17 protein-coding genes are annotated in these 17443 nt (G+C 41.2%); 4 read left to right on the forward strand and 13 right to left on the reverse strand.

What is annotated here, in order from left to right; genetic code table 11:
* Nucleotides 1-110 precede the first annotated feature (110 nt).
* Nucleotides 111-1622 (forward strand): hypothetical protein, encoded by a 1512-nt coding sequence (locus tag NPUN_RS14185; protein ID WP_012409313.1) that lies wholly within the window; start codon nucleotides 111-113, stop codon nucleotides 1620-1622.
* Nucleotides 1623-1850: 228 nt separating this feature from the next.
* Here NPUN_RS14185 and petJ read toward each other — a convergent pair whose 3' ends face one another.
* The 6 genes from petJ to NPUN_RS14215 all read right to left on the reverse strand — a co-directional run bounded on the left by petJ (nucleotide 1851) and on the right by NPUN_RS14215 (nucleotide 5813).
* Entirely contained in the window at nucleotides 1851-2195 is a 345-nt protein-coding gene (gene petJ, locus NPUN_RS14190) for a cytochrome c6 PetJ (RefSeq protein ID WP_041565403.1), read from the reverse strand.
* A gap of 245 nt (nucleotides 2196-2440) precedes the next feature.
* A complete protein-coding gene (petE, locus tag NPUN_RS14195) occupies nucleotides 2441-2860 on the reverse strand; it encodes a plastocyanin (RefSeq protein ID WP_012409315.1) in 420 nt (139 codons plus the stop codon).
* A 229-nt stretch (nucleotides 2861-3089) separates the two neighbouring features.
* The gene (psbV, locus tag NPUN_RS14200; protein WP_012409316.1) at nucleotides 3090-3581 is read right to left on the reverse strand and encodes a photosystem II cytochrome c-550; all 492 of its coding nucleotides are present in this window, start codon (nucleotides 3579-3581) and stop codon (nucleotides 3090-3092) included.
* Between the two features lie 132 nt (nucleotides 3582-3713).
* Nucleotides 3714-3929, reverse strand: a complete 216-nt coding sequence (locus NPUN_RS14205; RefSeq protein WP_012409317.1) for a hypothetical protein — start codon at nucleotides 3927-3929, stop codon at nucleotides 3714-3716.
* 151 nt (nucleotides 3930-4080) lie between these two features.
* The gene (locus NPUN_RS14210) at nucleotides 4081-4908 is read right to left on the reverse strand and encodes a carbohydrate ABC transporter permease (protein WP_012409318.1); all 828 of its coding nucleotides are present in this window, start codon (nucleotides 4906-4908) and stop codon (nucleotides 4081-4083) included.
* A complete protein-coding gene (locus NPUN_RS14215) occupies nucleotides 4905-5813 on the reverse strand; it encodes a carbohydrate ABC transporter permease (RefSeq protein WP_012409319.1) in 909 nt (302 codons plus the stop codon). Before NPUN_RS14215 ends, NPUN_RS14210 begins: the two co-directional genes overlap by 4 nt.
* 232 nt (nucleotides 5814-6045) lie before the next feature.
* Here NPUN_RS14215 and NPUN_RS14220 point away from each other — a divergent pair, with 232 nt between their 5' ends.
* Nucleotides 6046-8493, forward strand: a complete 2448-nt coding sequence (locus NPUN_RS14220) for an ATP-binding protein (protein ID WP_012409320.1) — start codon at nucleotides 6046-6048, stop codon at nucleotides 8491-8493.
* A 172-nt stretch (nucleotides 8494-8665) separates the two neighbouring features.
* Here NPUN_RS14220 and NPUN_RS14225 read toward each other — a convergent pair whose 3' ends face one another.
* The 3 genes from NPUN_RS14225 to NPUN_RS14235 all read right to left on the reverse strand — a co-directional run bounded on the left by NPUN_RS14225 (nucleotide 8666) and on the right by NPUN_RS14235 (nucleotide 10588).
* A complete protein-coding gene (locus NPUN_RS14225) occupies nucleotides 8666-8947 on the reverse strand; it encodes a type II toxin-antitoxin system RelE/ParE family toxin (RefSeq protein ID WP_012409321.1) in 282 nt (93 codons plus the stop codon).
* A complete protein-coding gene (locus NPUN_RS14230; RefSeq protein WP_012409322.1) occupies nucleotides 8944-9165 on the reverse strand; it encodes an addiction module protein in 222 nt (73 codons plus the stop codon). Before NPUN_RS14230 ends, NPUN_RS14225 begins: the two co-directional genes overlap by 4 nt.
* A gap of 202 nt (nucleotides 9166-9367) precedes the next feature.
* Entirely contained in the window at nucleotides 9368-10588 is a 1221-nt protein-coding gene (locus NPUN_RS14235) for an ABC transporter substrate-binding protein (RefSeq protein ID WP_012409323.1), read from the reverse strand.
* A gap of 201 nt (nucleotides 10589-10789) precedes the next feature.
* Here NPUN_RS14235 and NPUN_RS14240 point away from each other — a divergent pair, with 201 nt between their 5' ends.
* Nucleotides 10790-12211, forward strand: coding sequence for an MFS transporter (locus NPUN_RS14240; RefSeq protein WP_012409324.1), 1422 nt, complete (start codon nucleotides 10790-10792; stop codon nucleotides 12209-12211).
* A gap of 167 nt (nucleotides 12212-12378) precedes the next feature.
* On the opposite strand, the gene accD is transcribed toward NPUN_RS14240, so the two are convergent.
* The 4 genes from accD to leuB all read right to left on the reverse strand — a co-directional run bounded on the left by accD (nucleotide 12379) and on the right by leuB (nucleotide 16291).
* Nucleotides 12379-13329, reverse strand: a complete 951-nt coding sequence (gene accD, locus NPUN_RS14245; RefSeq protein ID WP_012409325.1) for an acetyl-CoA carboxylase, carboxyltransferase subunit beta — start codon at nucleotides 13327-13329, stop codon at nucleotides 12379-12381.
* A gap of 528 nt (nucleotides 13330-13857) precedes the next feature.
* A complete protein-coding gene (locus NPUN_RS14250) occupies nucleotides 13858-14748 on the reverse strand; it encodes a prepilin peptidase (protein ID WP_012409326.1) in 891 nt (296 codons plus the stop codon).
* A 102-nt stretch (nucleotides 14749-14850) separates the two neighbouring features.
* A complete protein-coding gene (locus NPUN_RS14255; RefSeq protein ID WP_012409327.1) occupies nucleotides 14851-15111 on the reverse strand; it encodes a hypothetical protein in 261 nt (86 codons plus the stop codon).
* 91 nt (nucleotides 15112-15202) lie between these two features.
* The gene (leuB, locus tag NPUN_RS14260; protein WP_012409328.1) at nucleotides 15203-16291 is read right to left on the reverse strand and encodes a 3-isopropylmalate dehydrogenase; all 1089 of its coding nucleotides are present in this window, start codon (nucleotides 16289-16291) and stop codon (nucleotides 15203-15205) included.
* 261 nt (nucleotides 16292-16552) lie between these two features.
* Here leuB and NPUN_RS14265 point away from each other — a divergent pair, with 261 nt between their 5' ends.
* Nucleotides 16553-17407, forward strand: a complete 855-nt coding sequence (locus NPUN_RS14265; protein WP_012409329.1) for a mechanosensitive ion channel family protein — start codon at nucleotides 16553-16555, stop codon at nucleotides 17405-17407.
* The last annotated feature ends 36 nt before the right edge of the window (nucleotides 17408-17443 follow it).

Consider the following 17443-nt stretch of genomic DNA (forward strand, 5'->3'; position numbering starts at 1 on the left):
GGAAATTATTATTTCCTTAGAGGGACGCATATATTGCAAAATATTGCAATATAGTCGGGAAGAGAAAATCGTTAGTCAACTGCAACTGAGCCGAGTGAACGATAACAACTATGTCTTACGTCTCCTTGTTTAAAAATATACCAGAACTCTTAAGCCAGCCAATTGGGATAGCAGCCATTGCTTCTCTTGGCATCCACGGTGCGATCGCTATGATTGTGCCATTGATGCCTATGGATTCTAGCAAACCCAAAGATACAGCATCATCAAAAAGCGTCGGGCTTTTGGAATTGAGCCAAGCGGATCAAAGTCGTTTGCCAGAAAGCACCCCCAAAATTGGTTTACAACAACTTCCTCCAATAGCGCCACTTTCTGCGTCTAACTTTAGCGCCCAAGCTGGATTGCCCCCATTGGCAGCACCACCATCCGGCAGCCAACTAGTACTGCCTCCGCTACCCCCATCATCGAATAACTATCGAGTCTCCTCATTGCCTACAAGACAGTCTTTGCGGATGATTCCTAGTGATAATTTGCGATTTGATGCTTCTAAATTTGACAACTCTAAATTCAATAGCAGCCCCAAATTTACTCCATCAGTTCCTCGTGTAAATGTCACTGATACCAAATACGAGGCATCTAAGCCGTTAGATGTAAATAGGTTGCCAGTATTGCAGTCGCAGCAAATACCTAATGATATTCTGCAAAATGCTCAATCTCAGAACCCCTCCAACACTAACCTTATTACACCAGTACAGGGAAATATCACTCCGCAAATAACGCAGCCGGTTAATAATGCGTCTAAGCCTATGGCTCAAAACCAACTCATAAATTCTTTAAAACAAGCTCCAAGGGCTGGGGATAGCTTAACCCTAATTAGGGGAACCACGTCACAAGCACCTGATTTTTCTGGAAAAGGGACTGAGTTGGCAATTGCACAGCTAGATTCATACGCAAACCTGAGAAAAGAAGTTCAGCAACAATACCCCAACGCAGAACAAAAACCAGTCATTCGCCAAACATTACCCACAGATAAGCCAAATCTTCAAGGCTCTGTTTTGGGTGTATTAGTGGTAGACCCTGATGGTAAGGTCTTAGATATCAGGTTTCAAGACAAGCTAGTTTCCCCGGAATTGCAATTAAAAGCTAGGGAATACTTCAACAAGCAATCCCCAAAGGGAGATAAACGGGTCAGTTCCTATCCATTTAACCTAAATTTCCAAAACAGTACTAGCAACAGCACTGGGACTACTCCATTATCTACACCGGGAATCAATAACAATCAGCTTATCCCTTTACCAGCAGCTACTTCTAAGCCATTTCCCGATTTGCGAATCAGAAATAACCAGATTGCACCTTCATCAACAAGTATTCTTAAACCATTAGCTGCACCGCGAGTTAATGGCAATCAGCCTGTGTTAACACCCGCAGCTACCCCCAAACCATTATCTGAATTGCAAATCAGAAATAGCCTCACACCTTCATCGGTAGCTAATACCTCGGAACCCTTAGTGCTACCGAGAGTCAATAAGATTCAGGTCACACCCTCTACTGAATCGGATAAAAAATTAGTAGAACGGTTACGTGAAGTCAAGGAAAACAGAGACAAGTCTAATCCAGAAAAATAATCACTTGCTGGTGATTTGGGATTAATCAGTTGAAAGGGCGGTTATAAACCGCATCTATACACAAAACAAATAAAACCCACTTCCGTGGGTTTCAAATTTTCCTTAGCCTGCTTCCTGTGGTTAAGTTTGTGTAGCCGCGAGTTTTATTCACTTTGGCTCTAAGTTGACAGGTATGAGTATTGCTGTGCCCGTAAGAGCAATCTATATTCCATACAATTGAGAGCTAGCTTACCAGCCTTGTTCTGCATTCTGAAAAACGTAAGCAGCTACATCCAGGATCTCTTCAGCACTTAACTTTCCTTTAAAGGCAGGCATAGCATTTTTACCATTTTGCACTTGGTGGATAATCGCCTCGATTGAGTCACTATTATAATTTTCTAGGTATTTTGACAATGCTTCCTTTTTCAAGGTTTTCTGGCTAATAAGGATATTACCGCCACCTATATGGCAAGAAGCGCAGTTAGCCTCGAAAATTTTAGCACCGTTGGATGTTTCGGCAGCTAGTGCTGGACTAATGAATGTCAATTTGAATAGAGCGATCGCTATCATTAAGATTAATAAAAGTATTCTCAAGAAAATTTCCTCGCAACAAGCCTCCAGCAAGAGTATAAACGTGATTAATCCCTGATTAAGTCAAATTTGATCAAAATTGGCGGTAACGAATTCATCCCTCAATCGCTACAGATTGTTTAGCGTTTTAGGGGACGAGAAGACTCGTTACCGCCATTTATCCATTTTGTGCGTCACTCTAGGAGCGTGGCGTGTTGCTATGAGGTAATTTCACACAGAGAAATCATCTTCTGTCAACGAGGACGTTTCTAGCCTTGGACAGTGATTGTACCAACCATACCAGCACCACGGTGAGGTTCGCAATAAAAGGTGTAGTCACCAGCAGGTGCGTCTGCGGCGAAAGTGGTTGTTTCTTTTTGACCAGCACTCATCAGCAATTTCTTATGAGAAAGAGATTTTGCTAAATCGGCATTCTTGGAAGGGTTTTTGGCAGGATCAAACACAACGTTGTGGGGAGGAACTTTATTGTTTACCCATTCAATTGTGTCACCTGGTTTAATTGTCAACTTTTTCGGTTCAAATGCTAGCAGTCCTTTATCAGTACCCAATTTCACCTGGTATGTTTCAGCCGAAGCGCTGGGAGTAAAAACTGCAAAGCTGCTAACAACTAAAAGGATTGTCAACACAGCTAAACTAAAGCGTCGCAAGCTTGCCGAAATCAATTTCATGGCTCTCTCCTAACAAACAATTTTTTTTCCTTTCTCATTTTAAATAAAATCAACACCAAATATGACAATCTGTCATAGATACAATTTTTTTTTAATAAATGGGGAGCAATTTATTGCAAAAATCGGTGAAATCAGTAGGGAATGGGGAAGGGGAAAGGGGGAATGGATACTTCCCAATGCCCAATGCCCTATTCCCAATGCCCTATTCCCAATGACTCAGTTGCAGGATTTAGTAATAGATTTTTCCGCCTCCCCACTTAGTGCCAACGATTTTGGGTTGTATGAGGATATGACCAGCGATCGCTTCCAAGTCCTCATCTGTCAGATTTCGCATTGCTGTGAAAATATCTGCACTCTTGATACTGGGGTGGATTTCGGAAATCTCTTCTTCCCCGTCGTAAGTAGTGGGATTTTTCAGATAATCCACTAAGCCTTCAATGTTATTACGGTTGGGTGTTGCCAGCGCCAGATCCTCTGGAGTCAGCCCCACGTTTTGGTTTGTCTTGGTAACTCCCCCAGCATGACATTGGGCGCAAGCGTAATTAAATAAACGTTTGCCTTCTTTTACTTGTTTCAGGCTAAGTACAGTGGTTTCACCTTCAGCATTTAATGGCACTGTTCGGGTAGCTTTGTCTAGTTCCACTGCTGTCGCGCTACCAACAAGCAACTGAAACGAGAGTAAAACAGTGGCCACAACAACGCCAATTAGTCTTCTAAACATGTTTCCCCTTAAAAATTTTGACGCTCAACACAGCTAAGAAAGCGGTTCTCAATCTCCAAGCTGCTAATTGCTAATGACTCATTGTTTTTTGTCATGAGCTATCAATGATTAGCTAAAGCCCAAGATCACCCGTTAGGTGTCCTCGTCATCACCCACCAAGTCGCTAGTACCTTTTGGGTGTGTTTCAAACGATATTTGGGAAATAATTGCCTTTGCATCTTCTAACGCCAAACGGGTCTTTTGGTGTTTGTAGGCGATTCCCAGTTGGTTGCACAGAGAAAACACTTTTTCTACAGGTATACTGTAGTCGGCTGCTATCTCTGCGATCGATAGGTCTGCAAAACCCATAATGCTTGTTAACTGATAGATAGAGATTGAGTCGCTGTAATACCAATATCACGTTAGGAGTGCAATTTGTTGCCCAAAATACTGTTTGGGGAATGGGGAACTTGTACTGAGCGCAGTCGAAGTATGGGGAATGGGGCATTGGGAATGGGGTTTAACCTTTTCCCCCAGTGAAGGTAACGCTTTGAATAAAGTAACGATTAAAAAAGGCGTAAATACCTAAAGCTGGTAGGGTAAAGACCATAGAAGCCGCCATAATGTAGTTCCAATAGCTGATGTATTGGCCTTTGAAGGTATTCAGCCCCAAAGGGAGGGTAAACATTTCTGGGTCAAATAGGATAACTATCGGCAGTAAAAAATTATTCCAACTTCCCATAAATACAAAAACTGCCTGTGCCGCTAATGCTGGTTTGGCTAGAGGTAAGACAATATGTCGGAAAATTCCAAAGGTATTTAAGCCATCGAGTTGAGCCGCTTCTTCTAGTTCTTTAGGAAAATTAACAAAAAACTGCCGCATCATGAAGATAAAAGTGGCATTCACCATGCTAGGCACAATCATGCCTTGGTAAGAATTCAACCAACCGATCGCTTTTAAAATCAAAAATGTCGGAATTAGGGTGATTTGCGCTGGTACTGCCAGCACAGCCAAGATGAGAAAGAACCAAAAGCGCTTACCTACAAAACGCAGTCTTGCCAGGGCATAACCAGCCATTGAATTTAACAACAAGTTTAAAAGCGTAACGCTAACGGCAATTACCACACTATTGAACAACCAGCGCCAAAATAACGGTTCTTGGAGAAATATTTGCCTGTAGTTGTCAAGAGTAAAATTCTTGGGGAGAAAGTTGGGTTCACCACCGACAATCTCTGTTAGCGGCTTAAATGATGCTGAAAGCGCCCAGAGAAAGGGAATTAGGGTAACGATCGCATAAAGTGTCAGCAAGACGTATAGCAAGACTTTTAAGCCAGAGATTTTAGTCAAATCCGTTCGCCTCCAAAAAGTCGCCGTTGAATCAAACTGATGGCAACGATCGCGGCTGCTAACAAAAATGCGATCGCAGCTGCATATCCCATTTGTAAATTCCGAAACACAGCTTGGTAAATTAGCAGCACCACAGTTAAGGTAGCGTTGTTCGGGCCGCCAGTACCCCCAGAAAAGATGTAAGACTGGTCAAAAAGTTGAAAAGTCCCAATCACCCCCACTGCTACCACAAAGAAGGTTACAGGCTTAAGCAAGGGAAGGGTAATGTGGATAAATTGCTTCCATCCATTTGCGCCATCGAGTTCTGCGGCTTCATAAAGTGTTTTGGGTATATCTTGCAACGCCGCCAGATAAATCACCATGAAAAATGGCGCGGTTGACCAAATGTTCATGATTATAATACCTTTGAGGGCAACAGATGGATCGCCCAACCAGTTATAAGTAGGTAGCCCTACAAAAGTGAGAAAATCGTTTAGTAGCCCATCGGTGTTATAAATCCACATAAAGATCAGCGTCAGCACTGCTGAAGAGGTGACTGTGGGCAAAAAATAAAGGATGCGCCACCAGTTTTTACCGCGAATCCCAGAATTCAGAGTTACCGCCAGAATTAAAGCTAAGACTGTTTGAGTTGGCACAACAATAGCTACATATTGTGCTGTGTTTCTTAAAGCAATCCAAACCCTTTCATCTTCAGCTAATCGTGTGAAGTTCCGAAAACCGATGAACTCGTACTCAATACCGCCGAGAAGTCGGACTTTTTGCAAGGAAAGAAAAACGGCGTAGAGAATGGGTAAGACTACAAAAGTCCCCAAAACTAGAATGGTCGGCATCATGAACATATACCCAGCTAAGTTTTCTGTGATATTCCACCTGGGGTTACTCCGCCGCCTGTTGATTGCAAACACTACAGAACCTCCGTTTAATCCCGCACTAACCCGGCTGTAGAGATGGGTTGTGCATGATTATTGATCCTACTCCTGTCATTAAATTAAGTTTCTATTTTTGGAAAGCCTAGACGCAAAACGGCGATTTACGAGATGTCGGTTGTATGAGTTAGCTGCTTATGTAATTTAGGGAACTATATATCTAGCTCCCTTGGGGATGCTAATTAACCCGACTCAAGCAAGAGGACACAAAATGTCATATACAGCCTACTTACGTTCGATTAAAAGTGAACTCCAGAGAACTGATAAAACTCAAAAAAGCCTACGGTTAAAAACTATCATAGAACAGTTTGGCTACCAGCGTAGAAGTCAATCATTCATAGATAATTTTAATACTGCTCTTGGTGAATTGGGACTTTGTGCAAATCCTTGCTTGGATTTGTATATTCCACTAGATACAAAAATTGCTATTTCTATTAAAGGTGTAGAACCAATCAATAAAATAGCTGAATCTGAATCAATTTCAGTCAAACTACAAGAAGCAATTTCAGTCAAACATGATTTTTTCTACTACTTGTTTGATTTTGGCTCTGAACAAGAATATGAACGATTTCAAGCATGTTTAGATTCTCATCAGCCAGTAGGTATTTTTTTGATTCCCCAAGTAGAAGATTTCTTCTCTGATACTGTTGTCAAAATATTTAATTATGAACTAATTAGAAAATATCAATACGGAGGATATAATAGTATCCCAAAAGCTGCTACTAGAAAAATCCCTACAAGTCTTGCCTCAGATCAAGAGTGTGACGATGAACAGGAAAATCCCATTTCTGATGCTAACATTTTTCAGTTTCATCGCTCAACTATGACCAGTATTATACTTGGTAATACTGGTTTAGAGTTGCTTGATTCGGAAAAATTTGATCGGCAGTTTGAACAGATATCTCTATCTGCCAATAAATATAATTCTGAACAGCTTTTTATTTTATTTCATTGTCCATCAGTATTAGAAATCCAAGCTCATCAGCAAGAAGATGCTTTAGGATACTTGGTAGATAGAGTTGCCAGTAAAATTCCTTTTACTTTTACTCTCAGATGTAAATACCCAAATGAAGCCTCTCTTGAGCATAAAGAAGAAGTATATGCTCATTTTCGTCTACTGCTGGAACTTCCATATTATCAAATAGAGGAAGATGATGCATCTTTGCGAGATTATTTTGTAGATTTGCAAAAAGCTCAAATACAGGCTGAATCACAGTTATTGTTGAAGATAAAACCCGAACATTTTTACAGTCTGAAGTGGCAACAAGAAAGTAAAGAATATATTTATCTCAAGTATTTTGCTATTAAAACCTTAGAAAGTCTAGGATATGAATTGTCTAATATTGGCTGTGAAGTTGAGTTGACTTCTAAGGATGAGGAAACATCAGATGAAGATACATCAGATGATTATGAAGAGTATCAAAGCGAAATTATAGAAGTATATGTAAAAAATCAGGTAGTGGTTGAGATAGAAACTCTCAAATACCAAGAATTTCAGGATAATAATCTCTTTTTAGATCCCCTGAAAAGAGTTTTGAGGCAATCAAAAGTATGGCCGAATAAGCTAGAAAGTCTTTGGTTGGTAATTCCCGGTTTTGAGATTGCCCGTAACTATTACCAACTAAAAAAGGCTAAGGAAATCTTAGAATATAAGTTATCTGGATATTATGGCGATCGCTTCCAGGTTGTAATCATGGCTCCTGATTATGAAAAACACCAATTAGTCCCAGTATCATTTGATTCTATTGAATATCCATCTTTTGGGTATGGGGTTAAAAAACCTAGTTTATTACAGACATATCCAGTTACTAATCGCGTTAAAGAATTTAAGCTGGACTTTAGCCAAGTAAAAGGTTTAAACGAAGAAAAAGACAAACTAGATAAACTTCTCAAGCTGCAATCTAAGGGACATAAGGGTTCAATTGGTGGAATTCTTTTCTATGGATTACCTGGATGTGGTAAAACTCTACTGGCAAATGCTTTTGCTAATGAGTCTGGCAGATATTTCTTTAAATTCTCCCCTGCTGATATTGTCAGTGTTTGGATAGGTCAAAGTCAAAAAAATATTCGAGATATCTTTGCTCAAGCTAAGAAAAAAGCTCCTTCCGTTTTATTTATTGATGAGTTAGACAGTATTGGGTTTAATCGTAACGAAGACAACGCCCATACAGACCAAAAAGCAACTATTAATCAATTACTCATAGAACTAAATAATCTTCAAAATAGTGACGTAATTGTGATAGCTGCTACTAATTATTTGAGCGGTATAGATAGTGCTTTGAAACGTTCTGGTAGATTGGATTGGAAGATTCCTATCTTTCCACCATCTCAAGTAGAAAGAATAGAACTCTTCATACACTACCTGTCAAAAATTGATATGAATCAGCTAGTTAACTTTGAAATGCTGGCAGAGAAAAGTATGAAGTTTACGTCATCAGATATCGAGTTAGTTTGTCGGGAAGTTAGAAATGCTATTCTTCTAGAAGAAATAAGTTCAGCTTTAACAACTTCCGATGTGATTACTTACATCAATAATCTACAAGATGGTGGTTTAAGTCTTAACCAAGAACAAGTCAAGGAATTTGTGGAAGAGTGTAAAAGAATGAGTGTGAAGAATCCTAAGTTAGAAACCCTGAAATTAGAATGGGCTTTGTATTAACAATATGCTATTACAAATAGCGAGCGCTACTTTTTTAGTGCCGAAATAAATATACTCAATTACACGATCGCTTGAACCTGATTGAGTAAATCTCTGGTTTAAGAATGCGATCGCTTTTGATTGTGTATATTTTTGTTGAGCGATCGGCAGACTTTCAAATATTCCTATCCTGCTATTGTTTAGGGTCGCGTTTGACGTGAAAGCAGGCGATAATAGTAATTACATCTTGTTCCAAGATATACATCATTCCATAAGGAAATCGGCGTATTAAAACTCGTCGTACTTGTCGATAAACTTGAGGATAAGCTAAAGGGTTGCGTCCGATTAATGCCAAACTGCTATCGACAGCACGTACAAATTCTGAACCTAATCCAGAACTACGTTGCTCGTACCATTCAAAACCATCTTGGATATCAAGCTCTGCTTCTGGGCTAATAATTAACTGATAAATCATTGAGAAAAACCCAGTCTTTGCTTAACCTCTTCCCAGGTTGAACCCTGATTTGGGTTTTGACGATGTGTTTCTAAACGTCTATCCAATTCTTGTTTTTGCTCTTCGCTCAGAATTACTGCATTAGTGTCAGTTAGAATGCTATCCCATAAATCCTCTGCAAGTTGTATTCGTTCGGATACGCTTAATTGGGAAATATCAATGTTTAATAGGGGATGCATAGTTATTTACTATTGTTAACTAACATTTACAATTTTAAGTCAATTTTTTGCTAGTTGTTTTGTTTGCTTCATTATGTATCTTCGGTTGAGATAGAGTTATTAATCCCGATTTTAAGTCATTACTCATTCAGATCCCCAGATTTCTAACTTCTGCAAGAAGTCGGGTTTTGATTCGTTATGAGTACAAAAAACTTGCTATGCATTACTCCATCGCCTTAATTTGCTGATTAGCTTCATTCTGTGCCTTCATCATCGCTTGCTTTAATGGTTGTTGCCCCAACAAGGCGCTGACAAACTGGTTCTCAAAGTTATTCACGATCACACTTGGATATTTACCCACCTGCCAAGATGTAGCATAATCGACTCCCGCCACTAATGGCGATCGCAGTGCATCTTGGTCATAGCCCAAATTCTTTGCCACTGATTTACGTGTTGGCAAAGCAAATCCTGTTCCTGTCCACTTCTGCATTCCTTCTTTACCCGTGAGATAAGAAATCAACTTCCAGGCTTCGGCTTTGTGCTGTGCTTGCTTGTTCATCACATAGGCAACTGTAAAGACCATTGTGCCTTTTTTGCCGTTAATCGTAGGTACCGGCGCGGTAGCAAACTCTACTTGGGGAAAGGTTTCAGTTAAATAAGGAATTGCCCAGTTACCCTCAATCACCATTGCTACTTTACTCTGACCAAACATTTCACTACCTGAGTTTGTTCCTACATCAGATTTTTGGGCGGAGGAACGGTCTTTTTGATACTGGTCTACTACTAACTCTAAACCCTTTAAACCTGCCTCACTCGCAAAGGTAGCAGAACCATTTTGATCGATGAGCTGCCCACCAAAGGCTTTAATTTTATAAGCCTGACGCGCTAATTCGGGAATTTCCCCAAAGCCGTATTTATTAAGTTTGCCTATCAATTGTTTCGAGTAGTTACGTAATTCATCCCAAGTAGCTGGCGGATTACTCAACCCTGCCGCGGCGAATGCTTTTTTGTTATAAAACAGGGCAAGGGTGGAATAGTCTTTGGGAAGACCATAAATATGATTTTGATATTTGAAACTATCGAGTAGGGTATCTTCAAAATCCGTTAGGTCAAATTCGGGGGTAATGTAACTTTCTAACGGTTCTAGAACATTCTGACTCATCAAGAAAGGAGCTTCCAGCGCATCGAGATAAAAGACATCGGGTGCTGCTTCCCCAACCAAACGAGTTTTGATTACATCCATGTATTGGTCGGAGATTACCTCATATTTGACCTTAATAGTTGGATGTTGTACCTCAAACTCTCGCAATACCTGTCTCAAGAGTTTTTGCTCAACAGGAGAACCTCCCCAGCCACTAAGTTTGATACTAACTGCGGTAGATGCTAAGGGTTTGCTTGGTAATTGTAGACTTTGACAAGCAATAATAGCGATCGCGATCGCCATTACTAATCCCAAAAAATTAAATAATCTTTTTTTGATCACTTGTACCTTCTGTTGTTAAGGAGTGATATTTTACTTATCTAAAATTTTTGTTGAAAATTGCAAGTTAGAATAACGAAAACTTATTCAAAATGCTAATAAAAGCATACTGAGTTCTTCGACAACCTAATTTATGTCAGGATGCTTTACTCATAAACATACATTATGGATTTTGTTCAGGTTGAAACAACTGCGCCACTGGCTCTGGAAATTCCCCAGGTTTCTTTACCACCAACAGCACTTTCTCCAACCTCTCGAATTCCCAAGGATGCGATTCGCACAAGTTTAAAAGCCTCCACTGCGGATTCTGTCTTAGCGGCGGTTTACTCTCTTGGAACTGGCGGGATTTTACTCAGCAATTTCTTGGTGGAATTGGGTGCTAGTCCAGTGGTATTTGGGATGCTTTGCTCTATCCCCATGTTGGTCAATCTGATTCAGCCGTTGGGTGCTTACTTATCTGAACGTAGCACCAGCCGCTTTCAATATTCTCTTCGGACACACGGAATTGGTCGGCTGCTATGGCTGGCTCTAGTAATCGGTATTGTAGGCGTAAGCTTGGGAGCAATCAATACTCACCAATTAGTGATATTGACACTCTTGATTGTCCTATTCAGCAATCTTTTGGGAGGGCTAGGAACCGCATCGTGGCTAAGTTGGGTTGCAATGATAGTTCCCCGGCGATTGCGAGGCAGGTATTTTGGGACACGCAATAGTGCCGCTAATCTCACCAATTTGGTTTGCGTACCAATGGCTGGTCTAGCTGTATCACATTGGTATGGTGGAACTCTACAAGGCTATGGGGTGGTTCTGCTGATAAGCATTATATTGGGAATTGCGGGATTGGGGTGTCAGTATTTCCAAGTGGATATGAATCCGCGATCGCAAAATACTTATTATGGCAATTCAACTAAAATAAGTGAGATTCAGTCAGAGGTTACAAAAGATGAATCTTCTGAAGTCGCTGAATCAGTTCATCCACCACAAAACCAGTTAACTCACAGTGTTTGGAAAAACTCTAACTTTTTGAGATTTCTGTTGTATTTCAGCTTCTGGGCGCTTGCTGTTAACCTCAGCAGTCCGTTTTTTAACCTTTATATGCTCGATACGCTCGATTTAGACGTGAGCTACGTCACTATTTACAACAGCCTTCAGGCAGGGGCAACTTTGCTAATGCTTATTCTGTGGGGAAAATTAGCAGACAAGATAGGTAATCGTCCCATCCTCATCGGTATTGGAATTTTGGTTGCAGCTACGCCACTGCTATGGCTGGGGATTGGTGCTAATCGCCTTGATATCTGGTTGTGGCTACCTCTGTTACATATCTTGGCTGGAGGTACTTGGGCGGCGATTGACTTGTGCAGCAACAATATACAATTGGCGATCGCACCAATTAAAAATCAGTCTATTTATTTTGCGATCGCAGCTGCCGTTGCTGGAGGGAGTGGTGCTTTAGGCGCAACTATAGGCAGCTTCATCGTCCAATTCGCTCAGTTTGGAGGCTTGCTAGGGTTGTTCGCCCTCTCTAGTCTATTTCGACTAGCAGCACTTGTTCCACTCGTTTTTGTCAAAGAGCCGATGAGAGGATGAGGGAGCGGGAAAGAAGCAGGGGAGCAGGGGGCAGGGAGCAGAGGAGGCAGGGGGACAAGGGGGACAAGGGGGAATTATTGAACAAGTGTCTCTCTTGTCTCCCCCCTCTTCCTTGTCTCCCTTGTCTCTTCTTCATGTTCAATGCCCAATTCCCCATTCCCCATGTTCTATTCAGCGGCGGTAGAAGTTAAAGACATTGTTTCCCACAAAACCATGTGAGGTGGTGTTAGTACAGGCTGGTGTAGAGCAATTAGCTGGGCTAAGGTATTCTTTAATTGGGTACGGGGTACGATATCATCAACAAAACCGTGCTGGAGCAAATCTTCCGCAGTCTGAAAATTTTCGGGGAGTTTTTCTCGTAGGGTTTGCTCTATCACTCGCCGACCGGCAAAACCAATTGTTGCTTTGGGTTCTGCCAAAATGATATCGCCTAACATCGCAAAACTTGCAGTAACGCCGCCCGTTGTGGGATTGGTCAAAACGGGAATATATAATAGTCGCGCGTCTTTATGGCGCTGTAGGGCTGCGGAGATTTTCGCCATCTGCATCAAGGAGAGCATTCCTTCTTGCATTCTCGCGCCGCCGGAGGTGCAGATGATAACTACAGGATAACGTCGTTGAGTGGCTTGCTCAATCATCCGGGTGAGCTTTTCTCCCACAACCGAACCCATACTACCACCCATGAAGCGGAAGTCCATAACCCCAAGGGCAATAGGCAAACCATTGATTTGACCTAAACCAGTTCTAACTGCGTCTATTAAGCCAATTTTATCTTGTGTTTCCCGCAAGCGATCACTGTAGAGTTTGCGATCGCGAAATTCTAGCGGATCGGTTGGACGCAAATGCTCGTCTAGAGGTTTCCAGGTATTATTATCTATCAATTGACGAATACGCTCATCGCTATCTACACGATTATGATGACCACATTCGATACAAACCATTTGATTGGCTTTCAGGTCTTTTGTGTATGCCAATACACCACACTTGGAACATTTGTGCCACAATCCATCAGCAATTTCACGTTCTTGGCGCTCAAGGCTGGTAGATCCTGATTTCCGTCGATTTGCAAACCAATCAAATAGAGACTTTAAACCACGCGATTCTTCGTTGTTAGCCATTTTTTATTTTATTTTAAGTGGGTATGAGGTCGAAAACATATCAAACCGTATTGGGTTGTCCTTAGTCATGAGTCATTTTTTTTTACTAATGACTAATTACTACATCGTCAAACTACGCTTTTAAGCAATTCAGACCTTAATTTTCATCTTTGGTTGCCAGCTTAACGAAAATACTTATACCAATACAAGTCTCCTGCTCTTTATTTTCAGCAGACTTAATTATATTGACGTACTGACAAAGCCATGAGAATACCAACCTCCAAATAAGATGCTCTCCCTCTCCCACCCAAATCAATGATTCGTATTGCTAGGTTATGAACGATCGGCATCTGTTCCAATAGTTGTGCTTGCTAACGGTTAATCGTCATCAAGAGGGTAATACAAGTCACAACCAGAATATTATCAAAATATGAAGGGGCGATGGGGTAATGTTGGTTACAGTCACGAATTATAAATCTTTCTTATGAAAGGGCATTGGATATGGGTTACTCCCCTTATCCCCCTTCTCTCCATACTCGCGACTGCAATTCAAGACGCTGGAAAAAATAACCGCAGATAGATAGACAAAATTGCTTCGCCGCTAAACAGGGTAATCAGAGATCCTAAAGCGAGAAAAGGGCCAAAAGGCATTTTTTGTCCTAACCTGTGTGTCGATGTCTGTTCATTAGTGGCTTCTCTACCAGACGCTGTGCGTAGCTTGCTTCGACCTAGGAGTATCCGTTTATGCATAATAATAGCACTGCCAATTAAGGCTCCCAGCGCACAGGCAATAAAAGTAGCTAAAAGCAAATATTTCCAGCCTAACCAGGCTCCCATCATGGCTGCTAACTTAGCATCACCTGCGCCCATTGCAGTTTTCCCAAAGGCAATTGAACCCAATAGGGCGATCGCATCAAATAGCCATAAGCCCAAGACTGCACCTAGTATGGCTATCATAAGGTGATTTACCAATGCGACAGAACTTCCTTCTGATAGATAACCAACCACCATTTGGAATAAAATTCCTGCCACTAAACCCGACTGAGTAAGTGGATTAGGTAAGGTCATTGTATCCAGGTCAATCAGCGATAGTGCTAATAACCAACTACAAAAAGCCCAATAGCCTATTGTTAAAATCGAAACTTGAAATACTAAAAAAATCAGCAAAAAAATTATGCCCGTCACCCCTTCTACCACAGGATAACGGACAGAAATTTTGCTTTTGCAATATCGACACCGCCCTCTTAATGAAATCCAGCCGAATACTGGTACATTGTCGTAAGCTTTTAGCTGGTTTAAGCATTTAGGACAACGAGAAGGCGGCCAAAGGATTGACAACCCAGCAGGTAGCCGATAAACAATAACATTGAGAAAACTGCCAATAGATGCACCCAAAGCAAAGACCATTACACTCGCTGGAATAGCGAACAAAATGTCCATACAGTCATTATTCCTTTGTCATTAGTTCTGTGTCATTTGTCGTTTATCTTTTGTTCTTTGTCGAGAACTAATGACTAATGACCAATGACTAATGACTAATGACTAATAGATGTGTGATTCAATTTGACTTAAGGGTACAAAACACTCTTGAGGTAAAAGAACTGGTTGGTTAGTAAAAATAACCTTACCTCGATGATTAACACGATTAATTGCTACACCGGAAGGTTGCCCAGCGATTTCGGGATGGACTTCACAGTGAGTATAGTATATCTGCCCAGCAGCTCTGATTACAGCAGGATCAATCAAAGGCGATTGGTTCTTGGGGGCGGTGAAATTTACTGGATTCTGTCGTAATGCGTACACTATCGACTGTTATTTGATTGCTAGATTTCCCTTTAGTCTACCCGAAACTTATAGCAAAGGTTGCCAAATTGGCACAGGTTGCTCCACAAAATTATTTTTGTTCAAGAGCCTTAATGAGCGAGTCTCCCATAGCGCGGCAACCAAGGAGGTTTTTTCCTGGAGAAATTATATCCCCAGTGCGATCGCCTTGCTCTAAAACTTGGAATACGGCTTGTTCGATACGATCTGCCGCTTTTGGTTGGTCTAAAGCGTAGCGTAGCATCATCGCCGCACTCAAAACCTGTGCTAGAGGATTGGCCTTATCCTGTCCAGCAATATCTGGAGCAGAACCATGAACTGGTTCAAACACACCAGGCCCAGAAGCACCCAAACTCGCTGAGGGTAACATCCCAATACTACCGGTAAGCATGGCAGCAGCATCAGAGAGAATATCGCCAAACAAATTGCCTGTAACAATGGTGTCGAACTGCTTAGGAGCGCGTACTAACTGCATAGCAGCATTATCTACATATAAATGAGAGAGTTCGATATCTGGATATTCTTGTGAAAGTTGGGTGATGCGATCGCGCCACAACTGAGATACTTCTAATACGTTCGCCTTATCCACAGAACAAAGTTTTCCGCCACGTTTTCTAGCGGCTTCAAAGGCCACCCGCCCAATGCGTTCAATTTCTGATTCGGTGTAAACCATTGTATTTACACCGCGTTTTTCACCCGTTTCTGTGGCAAAAATCCCTTTAGGTTTACCGAAGTAAATCCCACCAGTGAGTTCGCGCACCACCATAATATCCACGCCTTCCACAACTTCGCGTTTCAAAGTCGAGGCATCAATTAACTGGGGCAAAATTTTCGCTGGGCGCAAATTGGCAAATAATCCCAAACCTGCACGCAGTCCTAATAAACCTGCTTCTGGGCGTAAATTGGATGGCAGAGAATCCCACTTATAACCACCAATTGCTGCAAGTAACACAGCATCACTGTTACGACAAGTTTCTAGAGTGGCAGATGGTAAGGGTTCGCCTGTAGCGTCAATTGCTGCACCACCAATAAGTGCTTCTTGGAATTCAAACTTCAGATCAAATTGCTTCCCTACGACTTTCAGCACATCTACCGCCACTGCCATAATTTCAGGGCCAATGCCATCGCCGGGGAGTAGAGTAATGCGGTAGTTCTGGGTCATAGCTGATGATTACTAGGTAAATGCTTACAGATTAAATATCATACCGAGCAAGTGTACCAATGGAGTTTTTAATTTATTTGTGAGTAGGGGAAGTAATCTGACAAATATTTCGATACTCAGCAAGTATGAGAACTTATCGCAAAAACTCAACTATATCAGCTATAGATTCATCTAAAAATTAAAAAAAACTATCTATAGGAATTTTTTGTTGAATTTAGTTGTATGTTTTTATGTTAATAAACGCAAACACAAAAAAGGTTTATGAATTTTAATCAAATAGGTCAAGTTGCTCTTCAACTGTTAACTTTGTTTGGACTTAAAGTTTTAGGCGCAATTCTTATATGGCTGATTGCTCAACGCTTGATTGATTTTGCATTGAAGCTAGTACGACGTGCTTTCCGAAGCCAACAAATTGACCCGACACTAATTAACTATCTTCTGAATATCATTGGTGTAACGCTGAAAATTGTTCTAATTGTGGCAATTCTCGGCTTCTTTGGGGTTGAAACAACTTCCTTTGCCGCATTGTTAGCAGCAGCTGGTATTGCAATTGGTGCAGCATGGGGAGGACTGCTAGCAAACTTTGCAGCAGGCGCATTTTTAATTGTTTTTCGACCCTTCAAAGTTGGTGATTTCATTACAGCTGGAGGTGTCACAGGCACAGTTACAGAACTTGGGCTGTTCACAACTAGTATTAATACACCTGATAACGTATTGACAATTGTTGCCAATAATAAAATCTTTTCTGACAATATCCAGAATTATTCCGCCAATCCTTACCGTCGGGTTGATCTAGTAGCTCAAATCCATCATGATGTGAAACATAACGAAGCGATCGCACTTTTGAAAGCGAAAATTAGCCAAATTCCTAATGTCCTTCAAAATCCAGCACCGGATGTAGAAATTCAGGATTTCAACTTTGCAGGGCCTGTATTAGCAGTACGTCCTTATTGCAATAACGATCATTACTGGCAGGTTTATTTCGACACTAATAAGGCTATTCGTGAAACCTTTAACGAAGCTGGATATCCAGTTCCCGAATACCGTTATACAGTTAACGGTTCATCTGCTCATGCAATTAATAACGTCATCCCACCACTATCGGAAATAACTTGATACTAGAGCAAAAAGTCAAGGTTTTATTTGCATAGA

The sequence above is a fragment of the Nostoc punctiforme PCC 73102 genome (genome assembly GCF_000020025.1).
Taxonomy (GTDB): domain Bacteria; phylum Cyanobacteriota; class Cyanobacteriia; order Cyanobacteriales; family Nostocaceae; genus Nostoc; species Nostoc punctiforme.